This is a genomic window from Rheinheimera sp. SA_1 (assembly GCF_001669775.1).
In the GTDB taxonomy this organism is placed as follows: domain Bacteria; phylum Pseudomonadota; class Gammaproteobacteria; order Enterobacterales; family Alteromonadaceae; genus Pararheinheimera.
On record NZ_LXWK01000011.1, the window covers coordinates 834,195 to 858,929 of the forward strand.

23 protein-coding genes are annotated in these 24,735 nt (G+C 50.2%); 10 read left to right on the forward strand and 13 right to left on the reverse strand.

The genetic code is table 11. From position 1 onward, the window contains the following. Window positions 1–57 precede the first annotated feature (57 nt). Window positions 58–666, forward strand: a complete 609-nt coding sequence (gene rsmD, locus A5320_RS04670) for a 16S rRNA (guanine(966)-N(2))-methyltransferase RsmD (RefSeq protein WP_068061575.1) — start codon at window positions 58–60, stop codon at window positions 664–666. Between the two features lie 10 nt (window positions 667–676). On the opposite strand, the gene A5320_RS04675 is transcribed toward rsmD, so the two are convergent. The 3 genes from A5320_RS04675 to A5320_RS04685 all read right to left on the reverse strand — a co-directional run bounded on the left by A5320_RS04675 (window position 677) and on the right by A5320_RS04685 (window position 3,622). Then, complete coding sequence (locus A5320_RS04675) at window positions 677–1,312, reverse strand: YjaG family protein (protein WP_068061578.1); 636 nt, start codon at window positions 1,310–1,312, stop codon at window positions 677–679. Window positions 1,313–1,453: 141 nt separating this feature from the next. Beyond that, the gene (locus A5320_RS04680) at window positions 1,454–3,022 is read right to left on the reverse strand and encodes a hypothetical protein (protein WP_068061580.1); all 1,569 of its coding nucleotides are present in this window, start codon (window positions 3,020–3,022) and stop codon (window positions 1,454–1,456) included. Window positions 3,023–3,025: 3 nt separating this feature from the next. Further along, entirely contained in the window at window positions 3,026–3,622 is a 597-nt protein-coding gene (locus tag A5320_RS04685; RefSeq protein WP_068061583.1) for a YhgN family NAAT transporter, read from the reverse strand. Window positions 3,623–3,712: 90 nt separating this feature from the next. Here A5320_RS04685 and A5320_RS04690 point away from each other — a divergent pair, with 90 nt between their 5' ends. Then, the gene (locus A5320_RS04690; protein ID WP_231916651.1) at window positions 3,713–4,135 is read left to right on the forward strand and encodes a DUF2721 domain-containing protein; all 423 of its coding nucleotides are present in this window, start codon (window positions 3,713–3,715) and stop codon (window positions 4,133–4,135) included. Window positions 4,136–4,367: 232 nt separating this feature from the next. Beyond that, on the forward strand, window positions 4,368–5,918 hold the full coding sequence (locus A5320_RS04695; RefSeq protein WP_068061586.1) for a DUF3369 domain-containing protein: 1,551 nt from the start codon (window positions 4,368–4,370) through the stop codon (window positions 5,916–5,918). Here the strand turns inward: A5320_RS04695 and A5320_RS04700 are convergent. Further along, the gene (locus tag A5320_RS04700) at window positions 5,906–6,505 is read right to left on the reverse strand and encodes a DUF3833 family protein (protein WP_068061589.1); all 600 of its coding nucleotides are present in this window, start codon (window positions 6,503–6,505) and stop codon (window positions 5,906–5,908) included. The genes A5320_RS04695 and A5320_RS04700 overlap by 13 nt on opposite strands. A gap of 279 nt (window positions 6,506–6,784) precedes the next feature. Between A5320_RS04700 and A5320_RS04705 the strand changes: the two genes are divergently transcribed. Genes A5320_RS04705 through A5320_RS04715 form a run of 3 tightly spaced genes read left to right on the forward strand, consistent with a single transcriptional unit; the run spans window position 6,785 to window position 8,939 of the window. Next, window positions 6,785–7,348 carry an RNA polymerase sigma factor gene (locus tag A5320_RS04705; protein WP_068062972.1) on the forward strand — a complete coding sequence of 188 codons (564 nt, stop codon included), beginning with the start codon at window positions 6,785–6,787 and terminating at the stop codon, window positions 7,346–7,348. Continuing rightward, window positions 7,323–7,976, forward strand: coding sequence for a hypothetical protein (locus A5320_RS04710; RefSeq protein WP_068061592.1), 654 nt, complete (start codon window positions 7,323–7,325; stop codon window positions 7,974–7,976). The genes A5320_RS04705 and A5320_RS04710 overlap by 26 nt, the downstream gene beginning before the upstream one ends. A gap of 3 nt (window positions 7,977–7,979) precedes the next feature. Next, window positions 7,980–8,939 carry a hypothetical protein gene (locus tag A5320_RS04715; RefSeq protein WP_068061595.1) on the forward strand — a complete coding sequence of 320 codons (960 nt, stop codon included), beginning with the start codon at window positions 7,980–7,982 and terminating at the stop codon, window positions 8,937–8,939. A gap of 131 nt (window positions 8,940–9,070) precedes the next feature. Here the strand turns inward: A5320_RS04715 and A5320_RS22425 are convergent, their stop codons facing one another. After that, on the reverse strand, window positions 9,071–9,364 hold the full coding sequence (locus A5320_RS22425) for a DCC1-like thiol-disulfide oxidoreductase family protein (RefSeq protein ID WP_082971532.1): 294 nt from the start codon (window positions 9,362–9,364) through the stop codon (window positions 9,071–9,073). 275 nt (window positions 9,365–9,639) lie between these two features. Here A5320_RS22425 and A5320_RS04720 point away from each other — a divergent pair, with 275 nt between their 5' ends. The 3 genes from A5320_RS04720 (at window position 9,640) to A5320_RS04730 (ending at window position 13,210) form a co-directional block, all read left to right on the forward strand. Beyond that, the gene (locus A5320_RS04720) at window positions 9,640–10,347 is read left to right on the forward strand and encodes a hypothetical protein (protein ID WP_068061598.1); all 708 of its coding nucleotides are present in this window, start codon (window positions 9,640–9,642) and stop codon (window positions 10,345–10,347) included. A gap of 177 nt (window positions 10,348–10,524) precedes the next feature. Further along, window positions 10,525–12,579: an endonuclease/exonuclease/phosphatase family protein gene (locus tag A5320_RS04725; protein ID WP_068061601.1), complete on the forward strand. Its 2,055-nt coding sequence runs from the start codon at window positions 10,525–10,527 to the stop codon at window positions 12,577–12,579. A gap of 19 nt (window positions 12,580–12,598) precedes the next feature. Next, on the forward strand, window positions 12,599–13,210 hold the full coding sequence (locus A5320_RS04730; RefSeq protein ID WP_068061604.1) for a cohesin domain-containing protein: 612 nt from the start codon (window positions 12,599–12,601) through the stop codon (window positions 13,208–13,210). A gap of 92 nt (window positions 13,211–13,302) precedes the next feature. Here A5320_RS04730 and A5320_RS04735 read toward each other — a convergent pair whose 3' ends face one another. From A5320_RS04735 to A5320_RS04750, 4 genes are all read right to left on the reverse strand, one after another. Beyond that, window positions 13,303–14,226 (reverse strand): acyl-CoA thioester hydrolase/BAAT C-terminal domain-containing protein, encoded by a 924-nt coding sequence (locus tag A5320_RS04735; RefSeq protein ID WP_068061607.1) that lies wholly within the window; start codon window positions 14,224–14,226, stop codon window positions 13,303–13,305. Between the two features lie 298 nt (window positions 14,227–14,524). Continuing rightward, complete coding sequence (locus A5320_RS04740) at window positions 14,525–15,265, reverse strand: hypothetical protein (protein ID WP_157605639.1); 741 nt, start codon at window positions 15,263–15,265, stop codon at window positions 14,525–14,527. A 149-nt stretch (window positions 15,266–15,414) separates the two neighbouring features. After that, window positions 15,415–16,152 carry a PEP-CTERM sorting domain-containing protein gene (locus A5320_RS04745; RefSeq protein ID WP_068061612.1) on the reverse strand — a complete coding sequence of 246 codons (738 nt, stop codon included), beginning with the start codon at window positions 16,150–16,152 and terminating at the stop codon, window positions 15,415–15,417. Window positions 16,153–16,391: 239 nt separating this feature from the next. Continuing rightward, entirely contained in the window at window positions 16,392–18,608 is a 2,217-nt protein-coding gene (locus tag A5320_RS04750; RefSeq protein ID WP_068061615.1) for a winged helix-turn-helix domain-containing protein, read from the reverse strand. A gap of 170 nt (window positions 18,609–18,778) precedes the next feature. On the opposite strand from A5320_RS04750, the gene A5320_RS04755 reads away from it, so the two are divergent. After that, window positions 18,779–19,903 carry an alpha/beta fold hydrolase gene (locus A5320_RS04755; RefSeq protein WP_068061618.1) on the forward strand — a complete coding sequence of 375 codons (1,125 nt, stop codon included), beginning with the start codon at window positions 18,779–18,781 and terminating at the stop codon, window positions 19,901–19,903. Between the two features lie 114 nt (window positions 19,904–20,017). Here the strand turns inward: A5320_RS04755 and A5320_RS04760 are convergent, their stop codons facing one another. The 4 genes from A5320_RS04760 to agaR form a co-directional block, all read right to left on the reverse strand. Then, a complete protein-coding gene (locus tag A5320_RS04760) occupies window positions 20,018–20,932 on the reverse strand; it encodes an ROK family protein (RefSeq protein ID WP_068061621.1) in 915 nt (304 codons plus the stop codon). Next, complete coding sequence (locus A5320_RS04765) at window positions 20,932–22,176, reverse strand: SIS domain-containing protein (RefSeq protein ID WP_068061624.1); 1,245 nt, start codon at window positions 22,174–22,176, stop codon at window positions 20,932–20,934. Before A5320_RS04765 ends, A5320_RS04760 begins: the two co-directional genes overlap by 1 nt. A gap of 93 nt (window positions 22,177–22,269) precedes the next feature. Continuing rightward, entirely contained in the window at window positions 22,270–23,562 is a 1,293-nt protein-coding gene (locus A5320_RS04770; RefSeq protein WP_068061627.1) for a D-tagatose-bisphosphate aldolase, class II, non-catalytic subunit, read from the reverse strand. Window positions 23,563–23,572: 10 nt separating this feature from the next. Then, window positions 23,573–24,346, reverse strand: a complete 774-nt coding sequence (gene agaR / locus A5320_RS04775) for a transcriptional repressor AgaR (protein ID WP_068061630.1) — start codon at window positions 24,344–24,346, stop codon at window positions 23,573–23,575. Between the last annotated feature and the right edge of the window lie 389 nt (window positions 24,347–24,735).

The window sequence follows — 24,735 nt, forward strand, 5'->3', positions numbered from 1 at the left end:
ACTCAGGTAAAATCGCCCTTTATACTACCACCTTTATTATTCAGGCATAAACTCCCGATGAAATCACGTCGTACCCCACAGCCACCTCCAGCCCATGGCGGCACCGGTTTTGTCAGGATCATTAGTGGCCAATGGCGTGGCCGGAAATTGCCGGTACTCAATGCCGAAGGTTTACGCCCGACCACCGATCGGGTGAAAGAAACGTTGTTTAACTGGTTAATGGCGGATACCGCTGGCAGTACGGTGCTGGATTGTTTTAGTGGCAGCGGTAGTTTGGCGCTCGAAGCATTGTCGCGACAAGCCGCTTTTGCCACCTTGCTGGAACTGGATAAAACCGCTGTGAAGCAGTTACAGCAACACCTGCTGACGCTGAAATGTGACAACGCCGAAGTGGTTGCCACTAACTGTTTGCAGTATCTGCAACAACCGGCCCGGCGCTCTTATGATTTAGTGTTTATTGACCCGCCGTTTCGCCAAGACTTGGCGCTGCCATGTGCAGCACACCTGGAACAGCACGGCTGGTTAGCACCCGAAGCGCTGATTTATCTGGAATGTGAGAAAGAACTTAATGTCGCCAGCCTGCCGGCACATTGGCGGCTATTAAAAGAAAGTATTGCAGGTCAGCTGGCCTACCGTTTATATCAACGGGTTCCGCCAGCTGTGTAGGTTAAAACCACTATTCCGCCGGAGTGCCTTCGGTGGGATCTGCGGTCAGTTCCATCCCAAGGTTGGTGACGCCCTGCTCTTTCACCCATGCTTTGAGTTGTTGCACTTCCGGCCGGCCAAAATGTTGCCATGGCTCAACGGTATCCATCAACTCGACTAAACAATCCATCTCATATTCCATCAGTTCGTGATCACGCACCACTTTACGCAGTTCAGCTTCGGTGGTGATGTCGAGATCAGCTGATTCATGTTCGATCAGGCGTGCAACAGATGCTTGCGAAATTTTCGCCACGTTAATAAATTCGCTGCTGTCTTGCGACGTGATGCCGTTGAGCATCGAATCCAGCGCAATCATCGCGTCAACCGCCGGATACACGCCGAACATATCAAAATGGGTGGTTTCTGGCGTCACCAGTTCCAGTTCTTCCTGCAACTTATCGAAATTGATTTTAGCGCGTTTTACTTGTAACCATTCCCACACCATATCCAACACATGTCGTGGTAACGCCGCGTCACCAAAATTGCTGACTTCAGCAAACAACTGATAACTTGGGATCATCCGTTCCAGCAAGGTAGCTGCGATGGCGGCTTGTTGGTAAAACCCTAAGTCGCGCATCCGCTGGAAATTATTCGCTTTTGAATTCATGGTTTTCTCTGTCAAAGCACTCACCACCACAGCGGCGGTTTACATTGGCGCTATGATACACAAGCCTGACTGGCAGAACCAGCCAGGTCCAAGTGATACCAACTGACCGCCAACATTTTAGAGCAATACAGGGTCTACGCTTCAGACACTGGCCGGTTTAATCTGCCGCTGTGCATATTCAAACTTCAACCGGTATTCGGTCAGCTGCTGCTCTAAAAGCTGCTGCTGCGCCTGAGATTCGGTTTCCAATGCTTGCAGTTGCTGACGCAGTACCCGAATGGTTTCGCGGGATTGGTCGTTATCAGTCTGATAGCGCTCTTCCAACGCCTGTTGCCGGGTTTGGGCGCGGAATAACTGACTTTCCAGCTTATGCTGCAATGCTTGCCATTCCTGCTCTTTTTGCTGCAACGACGCTAATTGTTGCTGCTGACCATCATCACTTTGCTGGATGTCCTGCAACTGCTGCTGCAAAGCACTGAACTCAGCGTTTTGTAGACTGTGCAGTTGTTGTTGCTCAGCCAACGCTTGGGTTAATTGCTGATGTTCGGTCTCAAGCTGCTTAAACTGCTGCAATTTTGCGGTTAAATCCTGCTGTAATTGCTGATCAATCACCGACATCTGATTCAGCTGCACCGCCATCGACGTCATTTGCTGCTGATATTGGGTGAGCTGTTGCTGCAGTTCTGCTTGTTGTTGTTCGTGCTGCGTTTGTTGGGTTTTCAGTGCTTGTTGTAATTGCTGCTCTGCTTGTTGCTGCAGGGTGCTGATCTGTTGTTGACCGGCGCTTTGCTGAGCGGCCAATTGTTGTTGCAGTTGGCTAACATCAGCTTGCGCGCGCTGGGCGGCCTGTGCACTGCTGCTTTGTTCTTGTTGCAGCGCCTGAAATTGTTGCTGCTGTGCGGTCAGTTGCGCTTGCAGCTGCTGCACCCGTTGCTGGCTTTGTTGTTCAGCCTCCAGCGCCTGTTGTCTTGCTTGTTCTGAACCAGCCAGTTCCTCGCTGAGATGCTGTTGGCGCTGTTGCAAATGGTGGATTTGCTGCGCCAGCTCGGTTGAACCGGCATTTTGTTGTTGCAGTTGTTGCTGGCTGGCATTAAATAGTTGCTGCTGCGCGTTCACTTCGGCTTTAGCCTGGGTAAGTGCCAATTTCAGCTCATCACGCTGTTCTTCCAGCTGCTTCAGCGCTGATTGAAACTTTTCCTGCTGCTCAGTCGCTGAACCCGAAAGTTGCTGCTCAAGCTCAATCACCCGGTATTTTTCGGCTTTAAAATCATCCTGGCTTTGTTTGAGCTGCACCGCTAAACGCTGCATTGCGGCTAAAGCTTCTTCTTTTTCTTCGCCGACTTGCTGCCGCTGTTTTGATAACTGCTGCAGCTGTTTTTCCAGTTGCTGGATATTTTTTTGATGCTGTTGTTCCAGCGACTCCAGCTGCTGTTGTAGCTGCTGATTGTGTTGTTCCAGCTGTTGCTGCAGCGCACTGGCGCCATCGGCGGCACTCAGTTGGCTACTAAGCTGTTGTTGCTGAGTGGCCAGTTTCTGTTGCCACTGCTGTTCCAACTGCGTGCGCACCGTGGCACCAAGTTGTTCTAATAATTGTTGTTGCTGCGCCAATAACTGGCCGGAGAAATCCACCAGCGTAGTTTCCAGCTGTTGTTGCGCAGTCTGAATCAGAGTCTGTTCAGCCTGCTCTGAGTTTGAGGGCACCACTTGCATTTGCTAATCCCACTTAAAATAATGGCCAATGCCATTTAACAACATTTGTACGGCGATAATGACCAGAATCATACCCATTAATCGCTCCATTGCGGTCAGACCACGTTCGCCCAACACCCGATGTAACAAAGGCGCAAACAACAAGATGGCGGAACTGACTAACCAGGCACCAAATAAGGCCAAAGTCCAATCGAGCATCTGGCCCGGTTGCTGATTAGCCAGCAGAATCAACGCCGCCAAAATTGAGGGCCCGGCAATCATCGGCACCGCTAATGGAAACAAAAACGGTTCTTCACCTTCTTTTAACACTACCATACCGCCTGGCGGCGGAAAAATCATCCGAATGGCAATTAAAAATAAAATGATGCCACCGGCAATGCTAACGGCTTCCTCCTTCACACCCAGTAAGTTCAGGAAACTCTGCCCGCCATACAGAAACAACAGCAAAATGATCAATGACAATACCAATTCCCGGATCAGCACCAGCCGGCGCCGCTCTGGTTTTAAATCTTTTAAAATTGCCACCACAATGGGCAAATTCCCCAGCGGATCCATAATCAGAAACAAGGTGAGCATTGCGCTCCACAAATCGACCGCCATAAAGATCTCCAACTGGCATTATCTTTGTCTGAACTCAGTGTAATATGAGATCAGTTTTCAAGCGAATCAGATTGTTGCGGTGACTTTGCCATGCCAGAAACTGTCCATATTTCCGAGGTTTTTATGATGACGATGACCACGCCGGCCTTGTTATTTCCGGCCATTTCTTTGTTGTTGCTGGCCTATACCAACAGGTTTCTGGTGCTGGCGCAGTTGATCCGGCAACTGAACAATCGCGAAGGCGAGCAGGTGCGCGATTTGGCAAAAAGACAAATCGTCAATCTGCGGCAGCGTATTGTGCTCATCCGCTCGATGCAGCGTTGGGGGGTGATTAGTTTTCTGCTCTGTACCTTGTCGATGTTTGCGTTGTTTCTGAGCTGGGAGCTGGCCGGACAGGTTTTTTTCGGCGCCAGTCTGGTCAGTTTGCTGCTGTCGTTGGTGATGTCACTATTTGAAATTCAGATTTCCTGCAATGCCATTAATATCGAACTGGAGTCACTGGAAAATCGGTGACATACCCTAAATCATTGAAGATACGGAATGGCCACGGTGGAACCGCGACAAGTGAGTGAGACTGGAACGCCAGCCCGGCCCAGGAGCATAGTTGTCCTATGTGACTGGGTCGGACTGACGCTTCAGCGAGCGAGCGAAGGCAACAACCCCGCATCTTCAAGGATGACGGGAGACGTGCAAAATAATAATTCTCAGCCATAGTTAAAGTTAACCACGGCAGTGAGCTTTCTCTATGAGTCATTCGGATTTTTTATTTGGTCACGACAACAGCGCAACCCAACCGGCCGAACCAGAGCCGGTCGCCAGTTTCCAGCAACCCTGGAAAGTGCTGGTGATTGATGACGATGAAAGTATCCATCAAATAACTACATTGGTGTTGCGTGGTTTCAGTTTTGAAAACCGCCCGATTGAATTGCTGCATGCCTTCAGCGGCCGCGAAGCTTATGCCATGCTGCAACAACAAACCGATATCGCGGTGGCCATTGTTGATGTGGTGATGGAAACCAATCACGCCGGCCTTGATTTAGTCAAATCAATTCGCGCCGATTTAAAACAGCATCAAATCCGGTTAATTTTACGTACCGGCCAGCCAGGCGAAGCGCCGGAAGAAAGTGTCATTCGCGATTATGATATCAACGACTACAAAAACAAAACTGAAGTCACTGCCATTAAGCTCAAGACGCTGCTGTACTCGGCGCTGCGTTCTTACCGCGATATCTGCATTATCGACAGTAATAAAAAAGGCCTCGAGAAAATTATTGCCTCCACCGTTAGCTTTCTGGAGTGCGAAAGCCTGACCGAATTTGCCTCGAATATTCTGGCGCAAGCTGCGCATTTACTGGGCCTGGAGCATCAGCAAATCTACTGCTGTGCTGCGACCGGCGACCCGAAACAACATCAGCTGTCACTGGATATTATTGCCGCAACCGGTCATGACACTAGTCTTGAGAAAGTATTACCTCTGGATGTAGTAGAAAAACTGACCAAAGTACATCAACTGAAGCAGTCGTATCAGGGCGAAGATTATTTTGTTGGTTTTTTTACCACCAGCCGGGGTCTGGAAAATTTGCTGTATGTCAGTAAAGACAGCAAGTTTGATCAGGTTGACCACCATTTGCTCAGTTATTTCGCCAGCAATATTGCGGTCGCTTATGAAAATATCCGGCTGCGGGAGCTGATTAAAGAAAGCCAGCGTGAGCTCTCGTATATCCTTGGTGAAGCCGTGGAGAAACGTTCAAAAGAGACCGGTAGCCACGTCAAACGTGTCGCTAATTTCAGCTTTCTGCTGGCGCAACAATATGGTTTGTCAGCTTATGATGCGGAAAAAATTAAACTGGCGTCACCGCTGCACGATGTCGGCAAAATTGCCATTCCGGACCACATTCTCAATAAACCAGGCAAACATGATCCGGAAGAATGGGACATCATGCGTCAGCATGCCGAAATTGGTTATCAGATTTTGCAAAAGTCACAAAATGAAATTCTGCAACAAGGGGCGGTTATCGCCTACGAACACCACGAGCGTTGGGATGGCAACGGTTATCCGCGTGGATTAAAAGGTGAAGACATTCATATTGCCGGGCGCATCACCGCGCTGGCCGATGTGTTTGACGCTCTCGCCAGCGAACGTTGTTACAAACCGGCCTGGCCGATGCCAAAAGTGCTGCAATATCTGGCTGACGAAAAAGGCAAACAATTTGACCCGATGCTGGTCGATATACTGCTCAGTCAGGTCGATGCGTTTTTGGCCATTCGTGATGCTTTTCCGGATCAGATGGATTGAGGCGCCAGCGGCACAGTACGCTCGGTTGCCTGATATTTTTTGATAAATTCGGCACAATCGGCCAGCGGCTGTTGTTGCCGGATAGCTAACGTCAGTTCACCAACGGTCAAACCAAACTTATGTAAAGTCGAGCGGTTGATCACCTGCCCCGGGCTAATCAAATACAACCAATCCTTCACCTTCACATCAATATAATCATCATCTTGCGGAATGCGTAAGGTATATTCCCAATACAAAGTGTTACCGGCCAATTGACCACGTGCTTCGCCGATAACATCTTCTGCGGTGCCTTGCACTGAACCATCCGCTTGCTGCGTTAACTGCCAATGTCTTTTATCAATGCGGCCATCGCTGAAACTGAAAATTTCATATAAATCACCGCGATCGCCCTGCCACTGCCCACAAAGCTCTGCCACAAAGCGCAAAGATTGTTTGCCGCGCCAGTCGTGCATCACGCCGATGGCTTCACTACTGCCTTGAAAAAATTCAGTCAATTGCAGCTGTGGCGACAACGCCTGATAATCCTGCACTGACTGACTACAGCCGAATAAAGTCATGAGACTGGCCAGAATGGCTTTGCGGATCATAGAAGTTCCTTAGGTAAATGAGGCAGAACGGGTCTGCAAAGGTTGCAGGAGGCTACGGCCTGGTAACTGCACTGGATCCTTTTTTTCAGTAGCGCTGGGTAAAAAAACGGTTGCTGAGCCGATTGCAGGCCAACCATCGCCGCTGGCCTTAAAAAAATGCATAATAAATTCAGGTATCTACTAAATATTTCCACTAAATTTATTTTTTATGCCAAAAAACAAAACTTTTTTCCAAGCAGGGCCGACCAATGCACATCAAAACTAAAGAACCAGACTCAAGTGTTTAAACGCAGTGATGAAAGTTTAATTAATAAAGCCCTGGATGGTGATGAGCGCGCCTGGCAGCAGTTAGTCAGCCGTTATCAGACCATGCTGTACCATTACGGCCTGCGGCTGATGGGCAATCCGGATGATGCCCGCGATTTGTTGCAGGACGTGCTGATGGTGTTGTGTCGTAATCTGGCGCAATTTCGCGGCGACAGCAGCTTTAAAACCTGGCTGTTTGGCATCGCCAACTATCGCGCCATGGATATGCTGCGTAAGCGCAAACCGACGCAGGACATCGACGATAGCCCGGATTTGTTTAATGACGATGAACCAAGCGCCGAGTCGCGGCTCTATGGCCAGCAAACGCAGAAAATCGTCCAGCAACAGTTAAGGCATTTACCCGCTGACCAAAGGTTGGTGGTCGAGTTACGGTTTTACCAGCAATTTACGTTTGATGAAATTGCCGACCAACTGGCGATTTCCAGTAACACCGTTAAATCCAGATTTTACGCGGCATTAGATAAACTGCGCACGCAGTTGGAGGTAGCCCATGTTGAACAATCAGCAAATTTTTGAAGCCTGGCTCGCCGGCAAACTGACCACTGCTGAGTGTGAACAACAACTTCAGTCAGACAGCGAATGGTACGGCCGGTTTTTAACCGCACAGCAACTGCAACGGCATGCCAAAGTACCGGCTTATGCACCAGTACCCGATATTGATACAAGCCAGATGTTCCGCCAACAATGGGGCGGCCGGCCAGCGAAAACCGCCTGGTGGCCAAAACTGAGTATCGGCATGTCTGCGATGGCGCTGATTATCAGCATTTCGCCGCTACAGCTACAAGTACAAGACGGCGCACTGGCGCTGAGCTGGAAAGAGAACAACAGTCTGCAACAGCAGCAGGAAATGACCACCATGCTGGCCAGTTTCCAGCAAGAGCAGCAGCAATATTTGCAGCAACAGTTACAAAATCAACAACAACAGCAAGCGACACAGTTGGTGTTATTAAAAGACTATCTAACTGAAAACGAACAAAAAGCCCGCAGCAGCGACATGATCGAGCTGGTGGAATACTTAAATCAGCAACGACAAGCTGACTGGCAATACTGGCAGGACAACGTTCAGCCAACACAAGCCAGACAAGATTACGGCAGTTCGTACCTGCCAAACCGCACGCAAATTGACCCTAAACGGAGTAACTAGACCATGAAATTAACCCCATATTTAGCCGCGCTGGCAACGTTATTGCTGAGCGCCGGTAGCCAGGCTGCCACCCAAGTCAGCCCGAAGCTGAAACAAAATCTGGAAATTATGCAGAACATTCTGCAAACCTCGTTAGAACAAGGCCGCGATTCCGGCGTTGGCCGCATCAGTCACAGTTATCTGGCCGGTCAGGGCGTGTTGTTCCAAACCAGCACTCAGGGCAGCTTTGGCCGATATTTTGCGATGGCCCCAATAGCGCCGATGGCACCAATGCCACCGGGTGGCATGTCGGTGCCGGTTGCCATCTCCATCGACAAAGAGCAAATTGCCGCCATTTCTGCCCGAGCGTCAGCGGTCGCTAATGCCGCAATGGCCGGTGGTCATATCGATGAAGAAGCCATTGATGCGATTGCCGAGCAGGCCGAAGCCGAAGTGGAGCAAATGATGGATCAGCAAGAACAACAGCAGGACATCATGCGTGATGTGCGTGAACAAAAACGCGATTTAGAACGTGAAGTCCGCGAGGTGGAGCGTGAAAAACGTGATATTGAGTTTCAAAGCAAAGTCGGCAAACTGGATGCTGAGCAGCAAAAAGAACTGACCAAACTCAATAGTAAAGGCGCTGAACTGAAAAAGCGCATGGATGAAATACAACAAAAATATAGTGTGATGGAGCAGGAATATCAGAAAAAACGGGTTGAGCAGGCCAAAATAGCCGCCGAAAAACAAAAAGAGTTGATCGCAACCATCAGTGTCAATTTTGCCAATACTCTGTGTGATTACGGCGCCAGCTTACGCGAGTTAAAAGACAACGAGTTTGTGTCGTTGCAGCTGTCAAATTCTCATGGCCGCAATAGTCAGGACATCTATTGGGTCTTTAAAAAATCTGATATTAATCAGTGTGTCACCGGCAAACTGAACACTGAGTCATTGCTGAAAAAAGCTGAGTATTATCAGTATTGATATCGACGCGCTGCTGAAAAGCACGAAGTCGCTTTAATAAAGAAAAGGTAGGGCCGATAAGCAAAGCGCCATCGGCCACTACCATTCTCTACGACAAAAAATTCTACTATGACCGCATCTGGTTGACTGATCTACGACCTCTTCATTCTGGCCCGCGCCTTCAAAAATCCACGGTAAGCAAGTTCCAGCAGCGAAGGTATTGGTGGCACGGCGCATACGTATCCCAAATACCGCCAGCCCGGCAACGCCCGCCACAAGCGTAAAAACGCTCGTGCGCCCTGCCACACTTGACCATCCTGCCCCACCAAATGAAATCTGCTTAACGCGTAACAGCGGCTAATTCCATCCGGTAGGCTTTGTTGTTCATTGCTGATGTCCAGCCAGGTAATCGACTCGCGCGCCGTTAAGCCGCGGTAATAAGCGATCTAGCGCCGACATAGCGGGCAACCGCCGTCATATAACACTTGCAGCTGTGGTTTCATTGGTTGCTCTGTTTATGGTTCAGATAAAGCGAATACGCCACAGCACTGATATTGGATGACTGCTGGTTTTGTTGCCCCCGCCAGCCATTTTTTAAAATGGCTGAAGAATGATCTGTCACAAAAGATCCCGAACAAAAAATCTTTAAGAAAAGTTAAGTTGCTGAACTTTCGATGGATTGATCGGTCTGGAAAACATCGATTATTTTTTAGCGCTGTAAATGTCTGATAACTTAGTAAAAGCTTTGGGCTGGTCGGCACTGCTGCACCTCTTGGTGATTGCGGTGCTTTGGTACACACATCGGCCAGCAAAGGTCGTGGCACAGCCAAAGGCCATCGCAGCGTTTGTCTATCAACCCATTCCTGCACCGCCAACACCAGCGGTAGTCAAGCCTGCTGAAGTTGCGCCTGAAGAGCCGGTAAAGCCTAATCCCAAGCCAACCCCTGTCGTCGTCGAAGCTGAACCTGTGCCGGAAAAGCGAGTTTCTGTACAGCGAACGGTAGACAATCCTGCCAACAAAGCTATCGGCAACAACAGTCCAACGACCGAAGCCACCCACGTGACAAACCCTACGCAGGAACAACATGCCTCTATGAGCCTGGCCGAGCGCAGTCTGGCCATCGCCACCAGGCGAACAACGGACATTAGCAGCGCTGCTTTGCACGCCAGCCAACAACGACCAGAGCTGCGCGACCGCCCCGCCACCACCAGCAAGGTGCAGCTAACACCAGAGCATGCTGCCGACAACGTACTGATGGTGCTGAGTGACGGCAGCTTTATCGAAAAAGTCGGCGACTACTGCTATCACGCCAAACCGGGCGCTGATCTGCGTTCCGACATTTCCAGCATGAAACCTGTGCCTTGTGGCAAAGATAAAAACACTGCTATGTACGAGCGGATTATGAGTAAAGTCGGCCAGGATCGCTGATGCCAGCGCACTATATACGGCCATCATCGTGAACCGCTTTAATGCCGGACTGATAACTCAGCCTGCGTTATTCTGAACTACACTCTCAAAAGTTATATTGAATAAAATATACAATGTCACATAATTTAAACCTTGCCGATTTATTGTACTTACCTCCCAATCACAAGAGTTTTAAGCATGCGATTAAAATCTGTTATCCATCAACTAGTTCTGTACGTATCAGCACTACTGCTGTTATCTCAGGCGGTGGCCAGCGAGGCACAAGCTCAGCAGGCAGCCAGTTTCTCTGTCCCTAAAAGCGTTTTTTACCAACATGAAACCATCGAAGTCAGCTTTTCCGGTGGCTCAGGTTCTAACACCGATTGGATTGGGATTTATCCCACCGGAATACAGCCGGGCGGACAATCTGCGACCGACTGGAAATATCTTAATAACACCAGAACGGCACCTGCAGCTGGTCACACTCAAAGCAGCGGCAAAGTCACTTTTACCGCCACCACATTGTCGCCAGGGCAATATAGCTTATGGTTTTTAAGCAACAACGGTTACGGCCAGTTAGCGCAGGCGGTGAATTTTGCCGTCTATAGCGCTGCCGATCAGCCAAAACTCACCGTCAAAAATTCCGCGCTTGGCATTGGCGAGCCTTTAGCGCTGGAATTTTATAACCCCAATCCTGCAAAAACTGACTGGGTGGGGGTTTATGCCAGAGGCGTGATCCCGGGCCCGGGTTCTGCGGCATGGGCATATTTAAATGGCACCAAAACGGCGACTTCCCCTGTTGCCAGTGGATCGTTGTCGATACCGCTGGCGCTGGCCGCCGGTCACTATGATGGATGGTTGTTGGCTGATGATGGTTATACCGCCAAAGCCGGGCCTGTTGCTTTTAGCATTAAAGAAACCCGGCCGATTGCCTGGGTTAGCCCGCAATTCAGCCTTTATCAGGCGGTTTCCGGGCAGAACTATCAGCTGAAACTGTCGGCATTCCTGCGTAAAAATTCCTCGGCTGCTACTTATCAACTGATGTCCGGTCCCGGCTGGTTAACCTTGTCGCCAGATGGCATGTTGCAGGGGATGCCAGCGCTGACTGATGTCGGATCGCAACAACTGGTCGTGCGCGCTCTGGACCTGACGCAGCAAACTGTGGTCGATGCCACCATTACACTGCCAGTGCTGACGCCGCTACAGCAGGAACAATCTGCCGTTAAAGTCATGACTTACAATGTCTGGCGTGCTTTTGGCCAGGTAAATCAGGGCTACCAGAAAGGCCTCGAATCCATCTTAACATCAGCAGCGGATATCATTGGTTTGCAGGAAGCGAATGTGGCTTTGGCCGCCAAACTCGCTGACGAATTGGGCTGGTATCATGCCGTTGGCACTTATCCCGGCATTCAAATTATCAGTCGTTTTCCGGTTGCCGAGACCACCAATATTGATTTTTCGCTGGTCACCAAAATCAAACTGCCATACGCCAATAACTTATCTGTCTGGTTAGCCAACACCCATTTAGACCCCCACTATTACGGGCCTTATGCCGCCGAATTAGCCGGTGCCACGTCGCAGTCGGTGCTTATTGAAGAGCTCCGCTCGCAGCGTTTACCACAAATCAAGACCTTACTGCTTGGCCTGCAACCACTGCTGGCGCAGTCCGCTGAGACGCCGGTATTGCTGCTCGGCGATTTTAACGTGCCGTCGCATCTGGATTGGACCGCCGCCACTGCCGCCAAACGCAATGGCGTCGGCAAGGTGATCTGGCCAACCAGCGATGCCGTGGCTAAAGCCGGTTTTATCGATAGTTATCGTCAAATTCACCCGAACCCGCTGACCAAGCCAGGGGACACCTGGTCGCCAGTGTTTCAAGGCACCGAACCACAAGATCGCATCGACCGGATTTATTGGCAGGGCCGGGCTTTAAAACCAATCGCCGCCCGAACATTTACTACGGCAGTGGAAACGACCATTGGCCGCGAAGGCAGTTCGATCACGCCGGTGGCAAATAACACCTGGCCATCGGATCACGCCGCTGTAGTAACCGAAATGGCGCTGCGCTACCACCCCGCTGATTTTGATAAAAACGATCAGATCGACAGCCGCGATGTCAGCTTATTCCGCCAGCAATTAACCTTGCCGGTATTACCACAAACCTTTGATTTTAATCACGATGGCAGAGTCGACCAACTGGACATCCGCGCCATGATGACATTATGCCAACGAGCACGTTGTGCCAGCCTTTAACCTAAAGAGATTTGAATTGATGAAAGTCATATTGTTAATGATGTGTTTTATATTTAGTTTTTTCAGTAGCTTAGCTCATTCCGCCTTGATGGTATTACAGCCGGAACGCAACAGTTATCAGGTGGGTGATACCATTCAGATCAATATGAAAATTACTGGCTTGGCCACTACAGTAGGAGCCTTCTGGACACAGCTTAAGTATCAGCCAGCAGCTTTGCAGTTAAAAAGCTGGCAGTTCGGAACCGGTTTGGACGATGGTGCCGGCAGCTTGCAGTTCGCTGAGCATGACGCAGTGAATGGCGTGCTCACGCTCGACGAATATGCGTTTCCGGCTGCTGATCCGGCAGCGCTTGCTGCAGCCCAACAACATGAAATGCAACAAGGCGGTTTGGTGCTGGCACGGTTAACTTTCAAGGCGCTGCAGGCAGGTCAATTGCAACTAGCGTTTAATCAACCATGGTTTGGCGTCGAAAGTTTTGCCGGGGATTTGATTAAAACCAATGTAGCGGATTTAACCCTGACCGTAAGTGCAGCGCAGGTGCCTGCCCCGGCGACTTTGGTACTGTTGCTGGGCGGGGTTATGTTGTTGAGTCAGCGACGGCGCAGCGCTGATTTTTCGGTCGGCGCATAGTCTATTTTTTTGTCTGGGGAACCAGCGGGCCTGTCCACCCTTTCCATACGATCTATACCCAAAGGCCACAGGACAGGCCCGCTACTTTTTGACTACCGCTGCGACTCTACTAAAAACTCAATAATCTCAGGCTGATATTGTCGGGCGAGCCCACCATGGCCGCCGCCCGGAATTTTCAAATGCTGATATCGATACCGATATTGATGTTGCTGCAGTCGGTGCATCATCCGATCAGACATTTCACTGGACGGCCACAGTTCATCAGCGGTGCCTGACACAAACAAAACGTCGGCTTGCATTTGCTGTACTGGGATCAGTGCGCGCTGATAGGCCTGTTGATTTTGCATTGCGATTTCATAACCTCGCCGAAAATCCCCTTGCACCAACGGCAACGCCGAACGCCAGCTAAAGGGCACAAAAGGCATGGCTTGTCCCTGCCAGCTCCAGGACGAACTGGTGCTGTACCACTCCGGGCTGCCAAACACCACCTCACTGCCCACCACCGCAACCACAGTGCTGATTTGCGCTGACCGGCTGGCCAGTAGCAACGCCAACTCTGCCCCTTTTGACACGCCAAGTACTGACAGTTTTTCTGCGTCGACGACGGGGTTGCTGCGGGTGTTTTCTATAACATCTAACACGCCGCTCAGCTCAATCCGATCTAAACCGGATGGAATACCCGGCAACCCAAAATAACCGACCACCAATAGCGCAAAACCGGCATCCAGATAACCTTGCCGAACTGCCGCCCGCCGATCGCCGGTCATGCCCATGCCACCTTCCGAACCACCCAATATTACCAATAGTGGTGCCGGATTTGCCGCATTTGCTGTAGCCGGTAAATACAATTTACTTAGCACCTTGCCCTGATTGGATAAGGGCACAAAGGTGGTGATTAGCAGCGGTAGCTGGCTGCCTAGCAACAACAGTATGAGTAATAACAGCGATAACTTGATGAGTTTGTTTGGTTTTGTAGAGTTGAATTTTTTAGATGAGTTGGGCAATTGAGCAAACATAAACTATTCCCTGGATGATTAAACCGGAGGCCTATTGTTTGCACGTGGCAACGACAAAGGTAGCGCAGCTTGTCATGGATGTTAGCTGACAAATGTCAGATTCGGGATGGGTTGTTGAATTGGTCTGGTGGCGAAGATAGCTGCAGTACTAAGCAGGAGGCCGGGGCACAGCAACGCAGACGTGCCGTGACATTTAGGCTTTGCTGCGGCAGCCACGCCGCAGACAGTCTGTTTATGCTGTAGCCCATCCTCTTGAGTACATCTGGATAAAGGGTATGTGAAATCTATTGCCTACGATTCAGTTTTGTTCTGACGCCAATTTACGATGACGACGCTGATACATCAAACCAATAAAGCCTAATCCTAATATGCTGAGCGAGCCTGGTAATGAGACTGGCATAGGCTGCACCGCCCGAACTAAAGCTATGCCTACATCTTCAAAGCCCCAATATGAAACGTGATTGTCAGCATCAAGATCAGCAATAACGCGATAGGCAAAATTTTCGTCCTCGCCAGCATAAAGCAACCCATTCATAACAAAAGCTTGATTGTACTGGAAGTCACCATCCGCATCATTGCCAAACAAGGCTGCGGTGCCCCGGTATACATATCCCGGGTAGTTACATTCCTTGGTGATAAAATAGCTGCACACGTGGCCATTATCTGAAATCGTCGACATCTGACCGAAAATCTGGAAAAAGCTCGTTGCGACATTCGTTGCGCTATTGACGGACACCTCCACGCTGAATTGCGATTCTGACTCCACGGCACTCCAATCGTTTTTGCCAAATTGAAAATCGTTAAACAATCCCGCCATTTGCGCATTGTTCGCTAAAGTCCAGCCATCTGCACTATAAGCCACGAGTGCTGACTCAATGCTCATTCCCTTGGTCACATCCCATTTCAACCATTCCAGCCCTTTTCCCGTCACAACAGTGCTGGACTCTTCGCGGGAGTATCCATTGTATTCAACAAGTGCGGCTTGCGTGGTCAGGCTCGCTAGAAGCAAACTTGCTGTGAATATAATTTTTTTAACCATTTGATAGACATCCTCAACTACAGGTTTTTATATTGATGGAGCTTATGCAGCATCACTAGATGTGCGCCCGATCCGTGCTCAAAAAGCCACAAACACCTGAGGCAAAAACCTCCGGTGCTTGTGGGTTATTAGATGATTTATGGCGGCGGTTAGGCTGCTTGACCACAAAGATTAGCGATTGCACCTTTACGGCGGCGATAGGCTAACCCAGCCAGACCTAAGGCGAAAATGCTGACGGAGCTTGGTAATGATACGGGAGTTGGTATTGTCTGCGCCGTGCGGACGAGTGCTATACCCACGACCATGCTATCGAATACCTCAGGCTGGTCCTCATATAAACCCAATGCTGCAAAACTTCCTTGCGTGCCCTTACTGCCATCATCATAGACAAACGTCGCATCATCTATAACCAAAGCGAGTTTCCGCCTTGCATCATGATCGGCATATATAGCGCCAGACCATACAGATGGGTCTGTATCTAAGAAGCACCAAGTACTTGAAGAATCGTTGCAAATATATTTTGGACCTTGAATCAACCCAAACAACTCATGAAAATTGTTCTGTGAGTAATTTTCGCCAGCATTCCAAGACTCATCGACCAATTGGACATGCAAATATTTGGGATCCCAATCAGTCTTTCCAAACTCGAAGACATTAAATAATTGCACCATTTGGCTTGTATTCGCTAAAGACCAACCACTGTTCTCTTTCAGCGCTTGCTCGATACTCTTACCTTTGGTGACATCCCACATCAACCACTCCAAACCGCCACCCGTAACGATATTCGAGGAACTATCGCGTGAATATCCTTTGTATTCGATAACAGCAGCTGGCGCAGACACACTGGCTAACAGCAAACCAGCCAAGACGAAAAACTTACGTAACATTTCACATTCCTAAAGTTAGCAATTGTTGCATTCCGGCACTTAGCAAAAAATATACCATGAAGATTTATTCTATAAGTATCAAAAGCCTTTATAAGAGACAAACATATAGACCCTGACACTTATGTAAAATAAGTGGACAGTATTTACGGCGTAATTTTGAAGAGTTTCAATAAATTCAATTGCTTAAAATTCAACCAAAACCTCAAAAAGATCAGCACTATCACCCTATGTTGCAAAATCTAAGGCAACGCCACCTGATAGACATCACCCTGCGTCTGCGCCCGCTTTACATACCAAAGCGCGTCCCGGGTCCACTGGTAATGATGCATAAAACGCTCAGGAGTGGGCAGCAGCAAGCGTGGTGGCACCTCCAACGTGGCAACAGACCATTGCAGCAAGCCTTGACCAGGTTGGTAGAAGTACAGCTCGCCGTTCTTGAGTTGCCAGTTCAGCCAGTTGATTTTGTCGAAACCTTCCAGCATCAGTTGCTCTTCACCGTTGCGATTCAACCGGTACAAACCGTCCAGATGATATTTGCTGTACCAAAGTTCGCCTTGCCACTGGTAGCCGCTGTAACCACCTTGGCTGGTGAGCTGCGTGGATTGGCCGGTGGTGCGATCCAGTGCCCAGAGCTGATAATCGCCACTTTGGGTACTGCTGTAGATCAACTGTCCGGGATTAGCCCCAAAGTTCACCACCGCCGCTTTGGCTGAAGCCGCCAGAATTTGCTGTAATTTCCCGCTTTGGATATTCAGCAGATAAATCGCGCCTTGTTGGCTAAACACCAGCTCTTTGCCATCGTTGGATAACGCCAGGCGCACAAATTCGACCGGTGGCGGCAGGGTTGCCAGGAATTGTTCATTCTGGCCGGCGGCTCGACGCCAGATTTGTTGCTCGCCCTGACGGTTGGTTAAAAACACTAAATCGTCCCCGGCAACCCGCGGCATCCAGTCGATTCGCGAGCTGGTGATGATTTTCTCTGGTGCGGGCCAGTTGCCCTCAGAAGCCGCAACTGTTGCAACTTGCGGCCGCGGCTGGCGCCAAATCTCCATTTTATGCAGCATCGTGCTGTACCACAGCTGCCCGGCTTGCCAGAACAACGACTGCGGCGTCGCACCGGTATTAAACAGCGGTTGTATTTGTTTAGCGGCGACTTCCCAGCGACAAATTTGTTCACCACAACCAAACAGCAGCTGCGCATCGTGTTGCCAGGTAATAGTCGTCACCGCAAAAGGCACTTGCTGTTCCGCCAGCAAGCTCATGGATTGTCGCTGATAAATCCGTAACACCGACTTGGTCTGATCCAGATAACTAACCACTGCCAGCTTGCTGCCATCGGCCGAAATGGCCAGTGCCAGGTCACCACCTGGTGTCAGCGGCTGCGTCAGTTGTTGCACGGATCTGGTCGCGAGTTCCAGCCGCGATAGTGCATAAGGCTTGGTTTTGTCGGGTCGTTGCCGGAAATAAAATGCCTGACTGTCCTGTTGCCAGCTGATTTGCAACTGGCTATCAAAAGGTAGCTGCAGCAGCGGTTGGTCTGCGGTATTTTGCACAACGCCACCGTTGATATCCGGCTCGCCAGCACGCGTTACAATAGGTGAAACTCTTAACCACAACTTGCAATCTTGCAGCTGACAAAGCTCATACAATAGCCAGTTGCGATCCGGGCTTAAGCTGGTAAAACGCAAAATTCCGTCCGGCACTTCGATTTGTACACGCTGCTGACTGGAAGTCGCTGTTTTTGCAAGGTCGGTTGGCTGCAAAAACCAACGACTTTGCCCGCCTTCATGCTGCAAATAAGAAAACCACTGCCCGTCACTACTCAGACTGAGCTGTGTTTCGACACCTTCGTCACTGGTGCGCGGCGTTGGTGCGGCAAACGCAGGCGCAGATGCTGGTGCTGGTGCTGAATGTTGCGCCGGCCAATAAAGATTCAGCGCCAATAACATCAGCAGTAAAACCGGCAACCACCAGCCGCTGCGTTGTAATAAATTGACGTTGCTTTTCATTGATAAGGGCTTGATTGCGGCCTCAGCAGCAAATTGCACCGGGCTGTCTTGTGCAGAATCAAACTCTGCCGCTGTATCTTCAGCCGCATCTTCAGTCGCATCTCCAACCGCATTTTCAGTCGAAACAGCCGGCGCCAATATCGTGACCGGCACCAACAAGCGATAACCCACTTTGGGCAAGGTTTCCAAATACGGCTGGCTGGCATCCAGTTGTGACAAAGCTTTTCTAAGCAGCGACACCGCACGATTAATGGCACTTTCACTGACCACCCGGCCTTGCCACACTTGCGCTATTAATTGCTCCCGACTCAGCTGCTGCTGATCGGCGGTTAATAACGCCAGCAATAAGTCAAAGATCCGCGGCTCCAGATAAAGTTGCTCGGTATCAACCACCAGGGTGCGACGGGTGGTGTCGAAAAAAATGTTGCCCAACAACCAGTTATTCAACAGCTTAAACTCCGGGTAAATAGAGCTTTGCTGCGGCTTGCAGCAACCTCTGGCAACGAGTAAGAACACGGTAAGCTTTTCATCACAATTAAATCAGTCCGGGTTGGTGTTGCCAAAAGCCGAACTGGCTTAGGCTCAGGCTATCCATTTGATAGCCAGGAATTATCGTCTTGTCATACCAACACATTTTTAAAAAGTCTGTCAATTTTTACGGCAAAGATGGTTATCAACGCCTTTGCAAGCTGAGCCCGTTACTGCTGACCATATTGCTACTGAACCCGCTCAATGTAGCAGCAAGCAGCAACTTGCCGCGTTATTCCGAGCTCATCAGCAGCGGTCAGCATAAGTTTCATATCCGTAAGATGGCGCCAGACTCGGTCGCAACCGCCGAAAACTTGCCGGTGGTGGTGCTGCTGTCAGGCCCGAACCAGAATTTCCATGCTGACAGCGCCTGGTTCGCGTTGTTGCAGCCGCTGCTCGCGCAGAAGTATCAGGTGCTGACGATTGACCGGCTTGGCAATGGTTTTAGTGACAATGCCGATGATATTTCCTACCGACGCTTCAGTCAGGATTTAGCCACGTTGCTACCGACTTTAACCAAGCAACCGGTGATCCTCATCAGCTTTGCCAGCGCCAGCATCAGCGCCCGTTTATTCCATCAGCAACAAGCCAGCCAAGACCAACCCCCCCATCAGGTACAGGCGATGCTGTGGATAGATCCGGATATCCCGACACCAGAAGCGCTGGCTTTATATCAGGGCTATCCGGTCGATTGGTACCAGAAGCATCTACAGCAACTGTTACCGGAATTAGCCAAAGGCGTCTGGAATCAGCGTACCAAAGATAAACTCACCAAGGAGCGCACGGAAATAGCGGCTTTGCTGAGCGGCGATCATACCGCTGTGATGGATTGGGATTATTTCGACGTTGTTAGCTTGCAGCGACAAAACCCAGCGCGCCAGCAACAACGCGCGATTGAAATTGCCAATTATGCCAAAGACTTAGACTTATACGCCGCATTACCGGCAATTACTGACATTCCGGTCTCGGTGATTGACAGCGATTTTGAAACTTCCACCTTTCAAGCCGACAATGCGCAGTCAAATCAACTCCTGCAGTGGCAACAACAAGGCAGTGCCTGGAGCCAGCAATTGGCGAAAAACTCAGGCGGCCAATATTTACCGCTGCAGCATAGTGATCATATGGTGATGTTTCAGCATCCGGAAAAAATAGTCGCGGCGGTGGATTGGCTTAGCGAAAAAGTTACAGTTTTTCCATTTAAAACCAAGCATTAAGCTTAACGTAGGTGCGATAAGCGTAGCGCCATCGCACATAAATGCGGTGCCCAACTTTATCTGCGGGCTTGGCGGATGGCGCTTCGCTGATCCGCCCTACAATTTATAAAAAAATCAGCGTGCTGTCGCCGATTGCAACCCCAAAATCGCCGCGCCACGTTCACCGGAGGCAGCGCCAAATTCGGCTTTTTTCAGCAGCGGCACCTCAGCCCCCTGAAACAAATGCCGGCCAATTGCCGCCGGCAGCGCGACGTGAATTTCATCCAGATCAGATAAGCCACCACCAATCACGATCACATCCGGATCATAAGCCAGCACCTGACTGGCGAGGCAAGCACCAAGCGCGTCCATATAACAATCAAAAGTATGGCGCGCCACCACGTCACCGCTGCGAAATGCAGTGATCCAGTCGTAGGTCGTCAGGTTTTGTTGGCTGAAATGGCTGTATAATCGCGCCAGACCAGTGCCGGAAATATAGGTTTCGGCGCAGCCTTTTAAACCACAACCACAGCTATACAGCGGCAGCTGATATTGCGCCAGCACCCGGCCGGCGATTGATTGATGACCAAATTCACCTGCCAGCTGTTGTTGACCCTGATAGAGCTCGCCGTTGATGCAGAGTCCACCACCGGCACCAGTGCCCAATATCACCCCAAAAACCCGGCTATAACCTCGGCCTGCGCCAAGCATCGCTTCTGACAATACAAACAAGCGGCAATCATTCCCCAGCGCCACTGGCCGCTGTAACCGCGCTTTTAAATCTGCAGCGACCGTGCGCTGGTTTAAACAGGCCACATTGGAAGAAATCACCACCCCTTTGGGTGCAACCACGCCTGGCAGCGCGATGCCAACCGGCGCACGTTTCCCCAGAAATTGGTCAGCTTTATCAATTTGCTGCGCGATTGTCTGTAAAAACTGCGGATAATCCTGAGTCGGCGTTGGCACCCGCCACCGTTCAAGCAACTGAAATTGTTCAGTAAAAACTGCAATTTCAATTTTAGTTCCGCCTATATCCAAACCGTACACCATCAGCGGTTTCCTCTGGCTGCAGTAAATCCTGAATTTGTGCTTGTTGCCTGCCCACTTGGCATTTGATTAGGCATTGGTTCAGGTAACGGATAAATAGTCACCCCCTGCACCACGCGGTTGACCTCGCCGCCAGGGCATGGATTATCCGGGCTGATGCCAAGCTGTAAGGCTTTGTAAAACGCCAGCGTCTGGCAGTATACAATATATGGAAAGGCAGTCCAGACGTCTGCTATTACTGAAACTGGCGTTGCAGCTGGCAGCAGCGCCTGCCACTGGGCCACATCCAACACCGTAATCGCCTGTGCCCGGCCATCGGCTTGCAGCTCTTGCACCAAATCCAGATCATATTGCTGGCTGTAAGGATCAGTCGATTTCAACAACACAATCTGGGTATGCGCATCGACCAGCGATTTTGGACCATGTCGAAATCCCAGTGGACTTTCAAAATAACTGCCAATTTGCCCTGAGGTCAGTTCCAGATATTTCAGTGCCGCTTCCTGTGCTATGCCTTTGAGACAACCTGCACCTAAAAACACCATCCGCCGACATGGCGTTTGCGCCAATTGCCGGATTTGCTGGTGTTGCTGCAACACCTGTTCGCTCAGCAACACAGCTTGTTGCAAGGCGCTGGCGTCCGGCGCAAATAACAACAAGGTTGCCAATAACATACCGGTAAAACTGCTGGTCATGGCAAAACTGCGATCATGGCAAGCATCAGGCAATAACCATAAAGCACAATGTGGTTGTTCAGCGGCAAACCGCGCCAACTGACCATCGGCGTTACAACTAATCATTAAATGAAACCTTTGCTCAACCAGCGCATCGACGACTTGCAGCGCTGCCACGCTTTCCGGGCTGTTACCGGAGCGACCAAAACTAACCAATAACGTTGGTAATTCCGGAGTCAGATATAATTCCGGATGACTGACCAAATCAGTGGTACTGACCGCTTCTACCCGCTGGCCAGCCAAAGGTAACTTATTGATTAAATGCGGCACTACCGTCTGGCCGATATAAGCCGAAGTGCCGGCACCGGTAAAAATAATCCGTAAATCCGGCAGCATTAACAACGGTTGCAACCAACTGCGCAGTACCGTTTCTTTGCTGGCGAATTCCGCAGCCAACTGCTGCCAGATAGCCGGTTGCTGGGAAATTTCCTGCGCGGTAAAGCCGCCGCCCGTTTGTTGTAATTGCGCCGCGCTCAGCCCAAGCCTTGTTGAAGTTACTTCAGAACAAACCACCACTTCTTTACTCCTTAACCCTGATTGCCGGATGTCGCCACAGTCAGTCATACCCATTCGAAAAAACGTCTCAAACAATCAAGCGCTGTCGAAACTTCAGGCCGCTACAGCCCGGCCGCAAGCTGCGGCATACCGTGCTGTCACCTGGCGGATTTTGTGCTGGATCAATGCCTGCGGGGTCGCAGTCAACTCACCGTTGAGTACAGCTTCGTATTGCACCGGCAAAAATTGACTCAGCAACGGCAGCGGAATAGGTTGCTGCGCCAGGTTCTGACAAAGCTTATCTACCGCCGCCTGGATCAACGGCAAGTTCCAGTAATAACGGATGCGGTCGCTGTAGCTAAATTGGCGTAACAACGATTGCTGATCAGCACTCACCTGATAAAACGCCTGCCAATAATTGGGCTGACGCTGCATCTCGCGCTCGCAGACTGCAATCAGACAGGATTGTTGTTCGACTGGCAGCAGTTGTTGTTCAATTAAACAAAGCGCAAATAACGCTTCACGCAGCGCAAAGGTCAGCTGCGGCCCGACTTTTAAAATCGCAAAATGCTGGCGTACCAATTGCGCATAAGCCTGTGCCGGCTGGTAATCGGTAGAATGAGCTTCAAACACCACCTGCGGAATATCGCGGATAAAACCGGCCAAAGCGGCGGTTTTGTCGGCCTGAAAATGATGAATGTGGGTATTATCAAACTCGACGCCGGGCTGCACCACCACGGCAATCACCCGCTGCCAGACGGCATCGGTTAAACCGGCGGCCGCGAAGGCCTGCTGATGATCAAACAGGGTTTTCGCCACGTGTGCGACAGAGGTCACTTCCAGCGTAGCTTCCAGGCTTGCCACACCGCCTGGCGCCGGTACTTCAGTGCCGACCACATAACACAGTTCGCTCTGGCCAAAGTGGTTGATAGCGGTTTGTTCGGCCACCAGGCACAACCGCGCCGCGCGTTCGGCGATAAGCCGGTCGGACAGCGGCAGCACATCGTCAGTGCAGGCCATGCTGGTATCTAAATGAATTTTCTGAAAACCAGCCGCCACATAAGCGCTGATCAACTGTTCGGCTTGCTGCATCGCGGCTGCGGCGGGCTGATGTTTCCAGCAGACCGGACCTAAATGATCACCGCCAAACAGGATTTGTGAGCGCGCTAGCTGCACTTCATCGGCCAGTGTATACACAAAATCTATAAAATCAGACGGTTGCATACCAGTGTAACCGCCGTATTGGTTCACCTGATTGGCGGTTGCTTCAATCAGTAACTGGCTGCCATCTTGCTTTGCCTGTGCCAGCGCGGCCTTAAGCACCTGGGGGTGCGCTGAACAAACCGAATATATTCCCAAAGGTTGACCCGCTTTGTTGGCACGGATCAAATCAAGCAAAGCTTTCATAGCACTCCTGTTAACTGATGATTTGCACGTGCACCCCCATCCGGGTCAGTTCTTCGACAGTCCCGGCCGGAATACCGGCATCGGTCACTAAGGTATGCACCTGGTTTGCCGCGCAAATCAGATGAAAACCCCGACGTTCAAATTTTGACGAATCGGTGACCACAATAATTTCCCGCGCCACTTCGCACATCAGCCGATTTAGTGTGGCCTCTGCTTCAAAGTGGGTCGAAAGCCCGGTGCGTAAATCAAAACCATCCACACCCAGCACCACTTTATCGAACTGAAAATGCCGTAATGCTTGTTCTGCCTGCGCGCCGTAAAACGACATCGACTTTTTGCGCAGCAGACCGCCGGTCATCATCACTTCAACTTTTTCAAACCCGGCCAGCTCAGAGGCGATGTTCAGACCATTGGTCATCACAATCAGGTTTTTATGTTCACTCAAACAGGCAGCCACTTCTTCTGTGGTAGTGCCGGAATCGAGAATGATCCGCTCGTCGTCGGCGATCAGCGCCGCCACCGCCCGGCCCAATTTTTGTTTTAAATCCGAGTGTTTTTGTCGTTTCTCTTTCAGCGACAATTCCCGGCTTAAATCATCATTGACCATGGCGCCACCGCGTGAACGCACGACCAGCCGTTTACTGTCGAGCGTCGCCAGATCGCTGCGAATGGTCACTTCGGACACGCTAAACCGCTGCGCTAACTCGGCCACCGACACTTTGCCCTGTGTCTGCGTCAGTCGGACGATTTCCTGCTGCCGCTCAATCGTATTTAAACTCTCCACCCCTGCTCCCTGCCCGTCTTGGGCTGCTTGGTTTGTACCATACCATCAAAAAATAAACTTTCAATAGCTTTCGTTTTCGATATTTCAAAAGCGTTTATTCTTGAAAATTCACTCCGCGGCAATTAAAAACTCGAAAAAAACTTACTAAGTATAAGTTTTATAAAGAATTAAAAGATATACCAGAAATCACATACCCTTTCCGATAGAAGTTTCAGATCTATTCGAATCGAAAACAAGGTAAAAAACATATAAACGAAAGCCAAATATAACTTGCGATCATTTTCGAATTGGCGATATAACAGCGTATCGAAGGTTTTACTTGCCATAGTTGTCGAGAGTTATCGACGGTTATCGCCAAAAAGTCACTGTTTTTGCGTTGTGACTGAGTT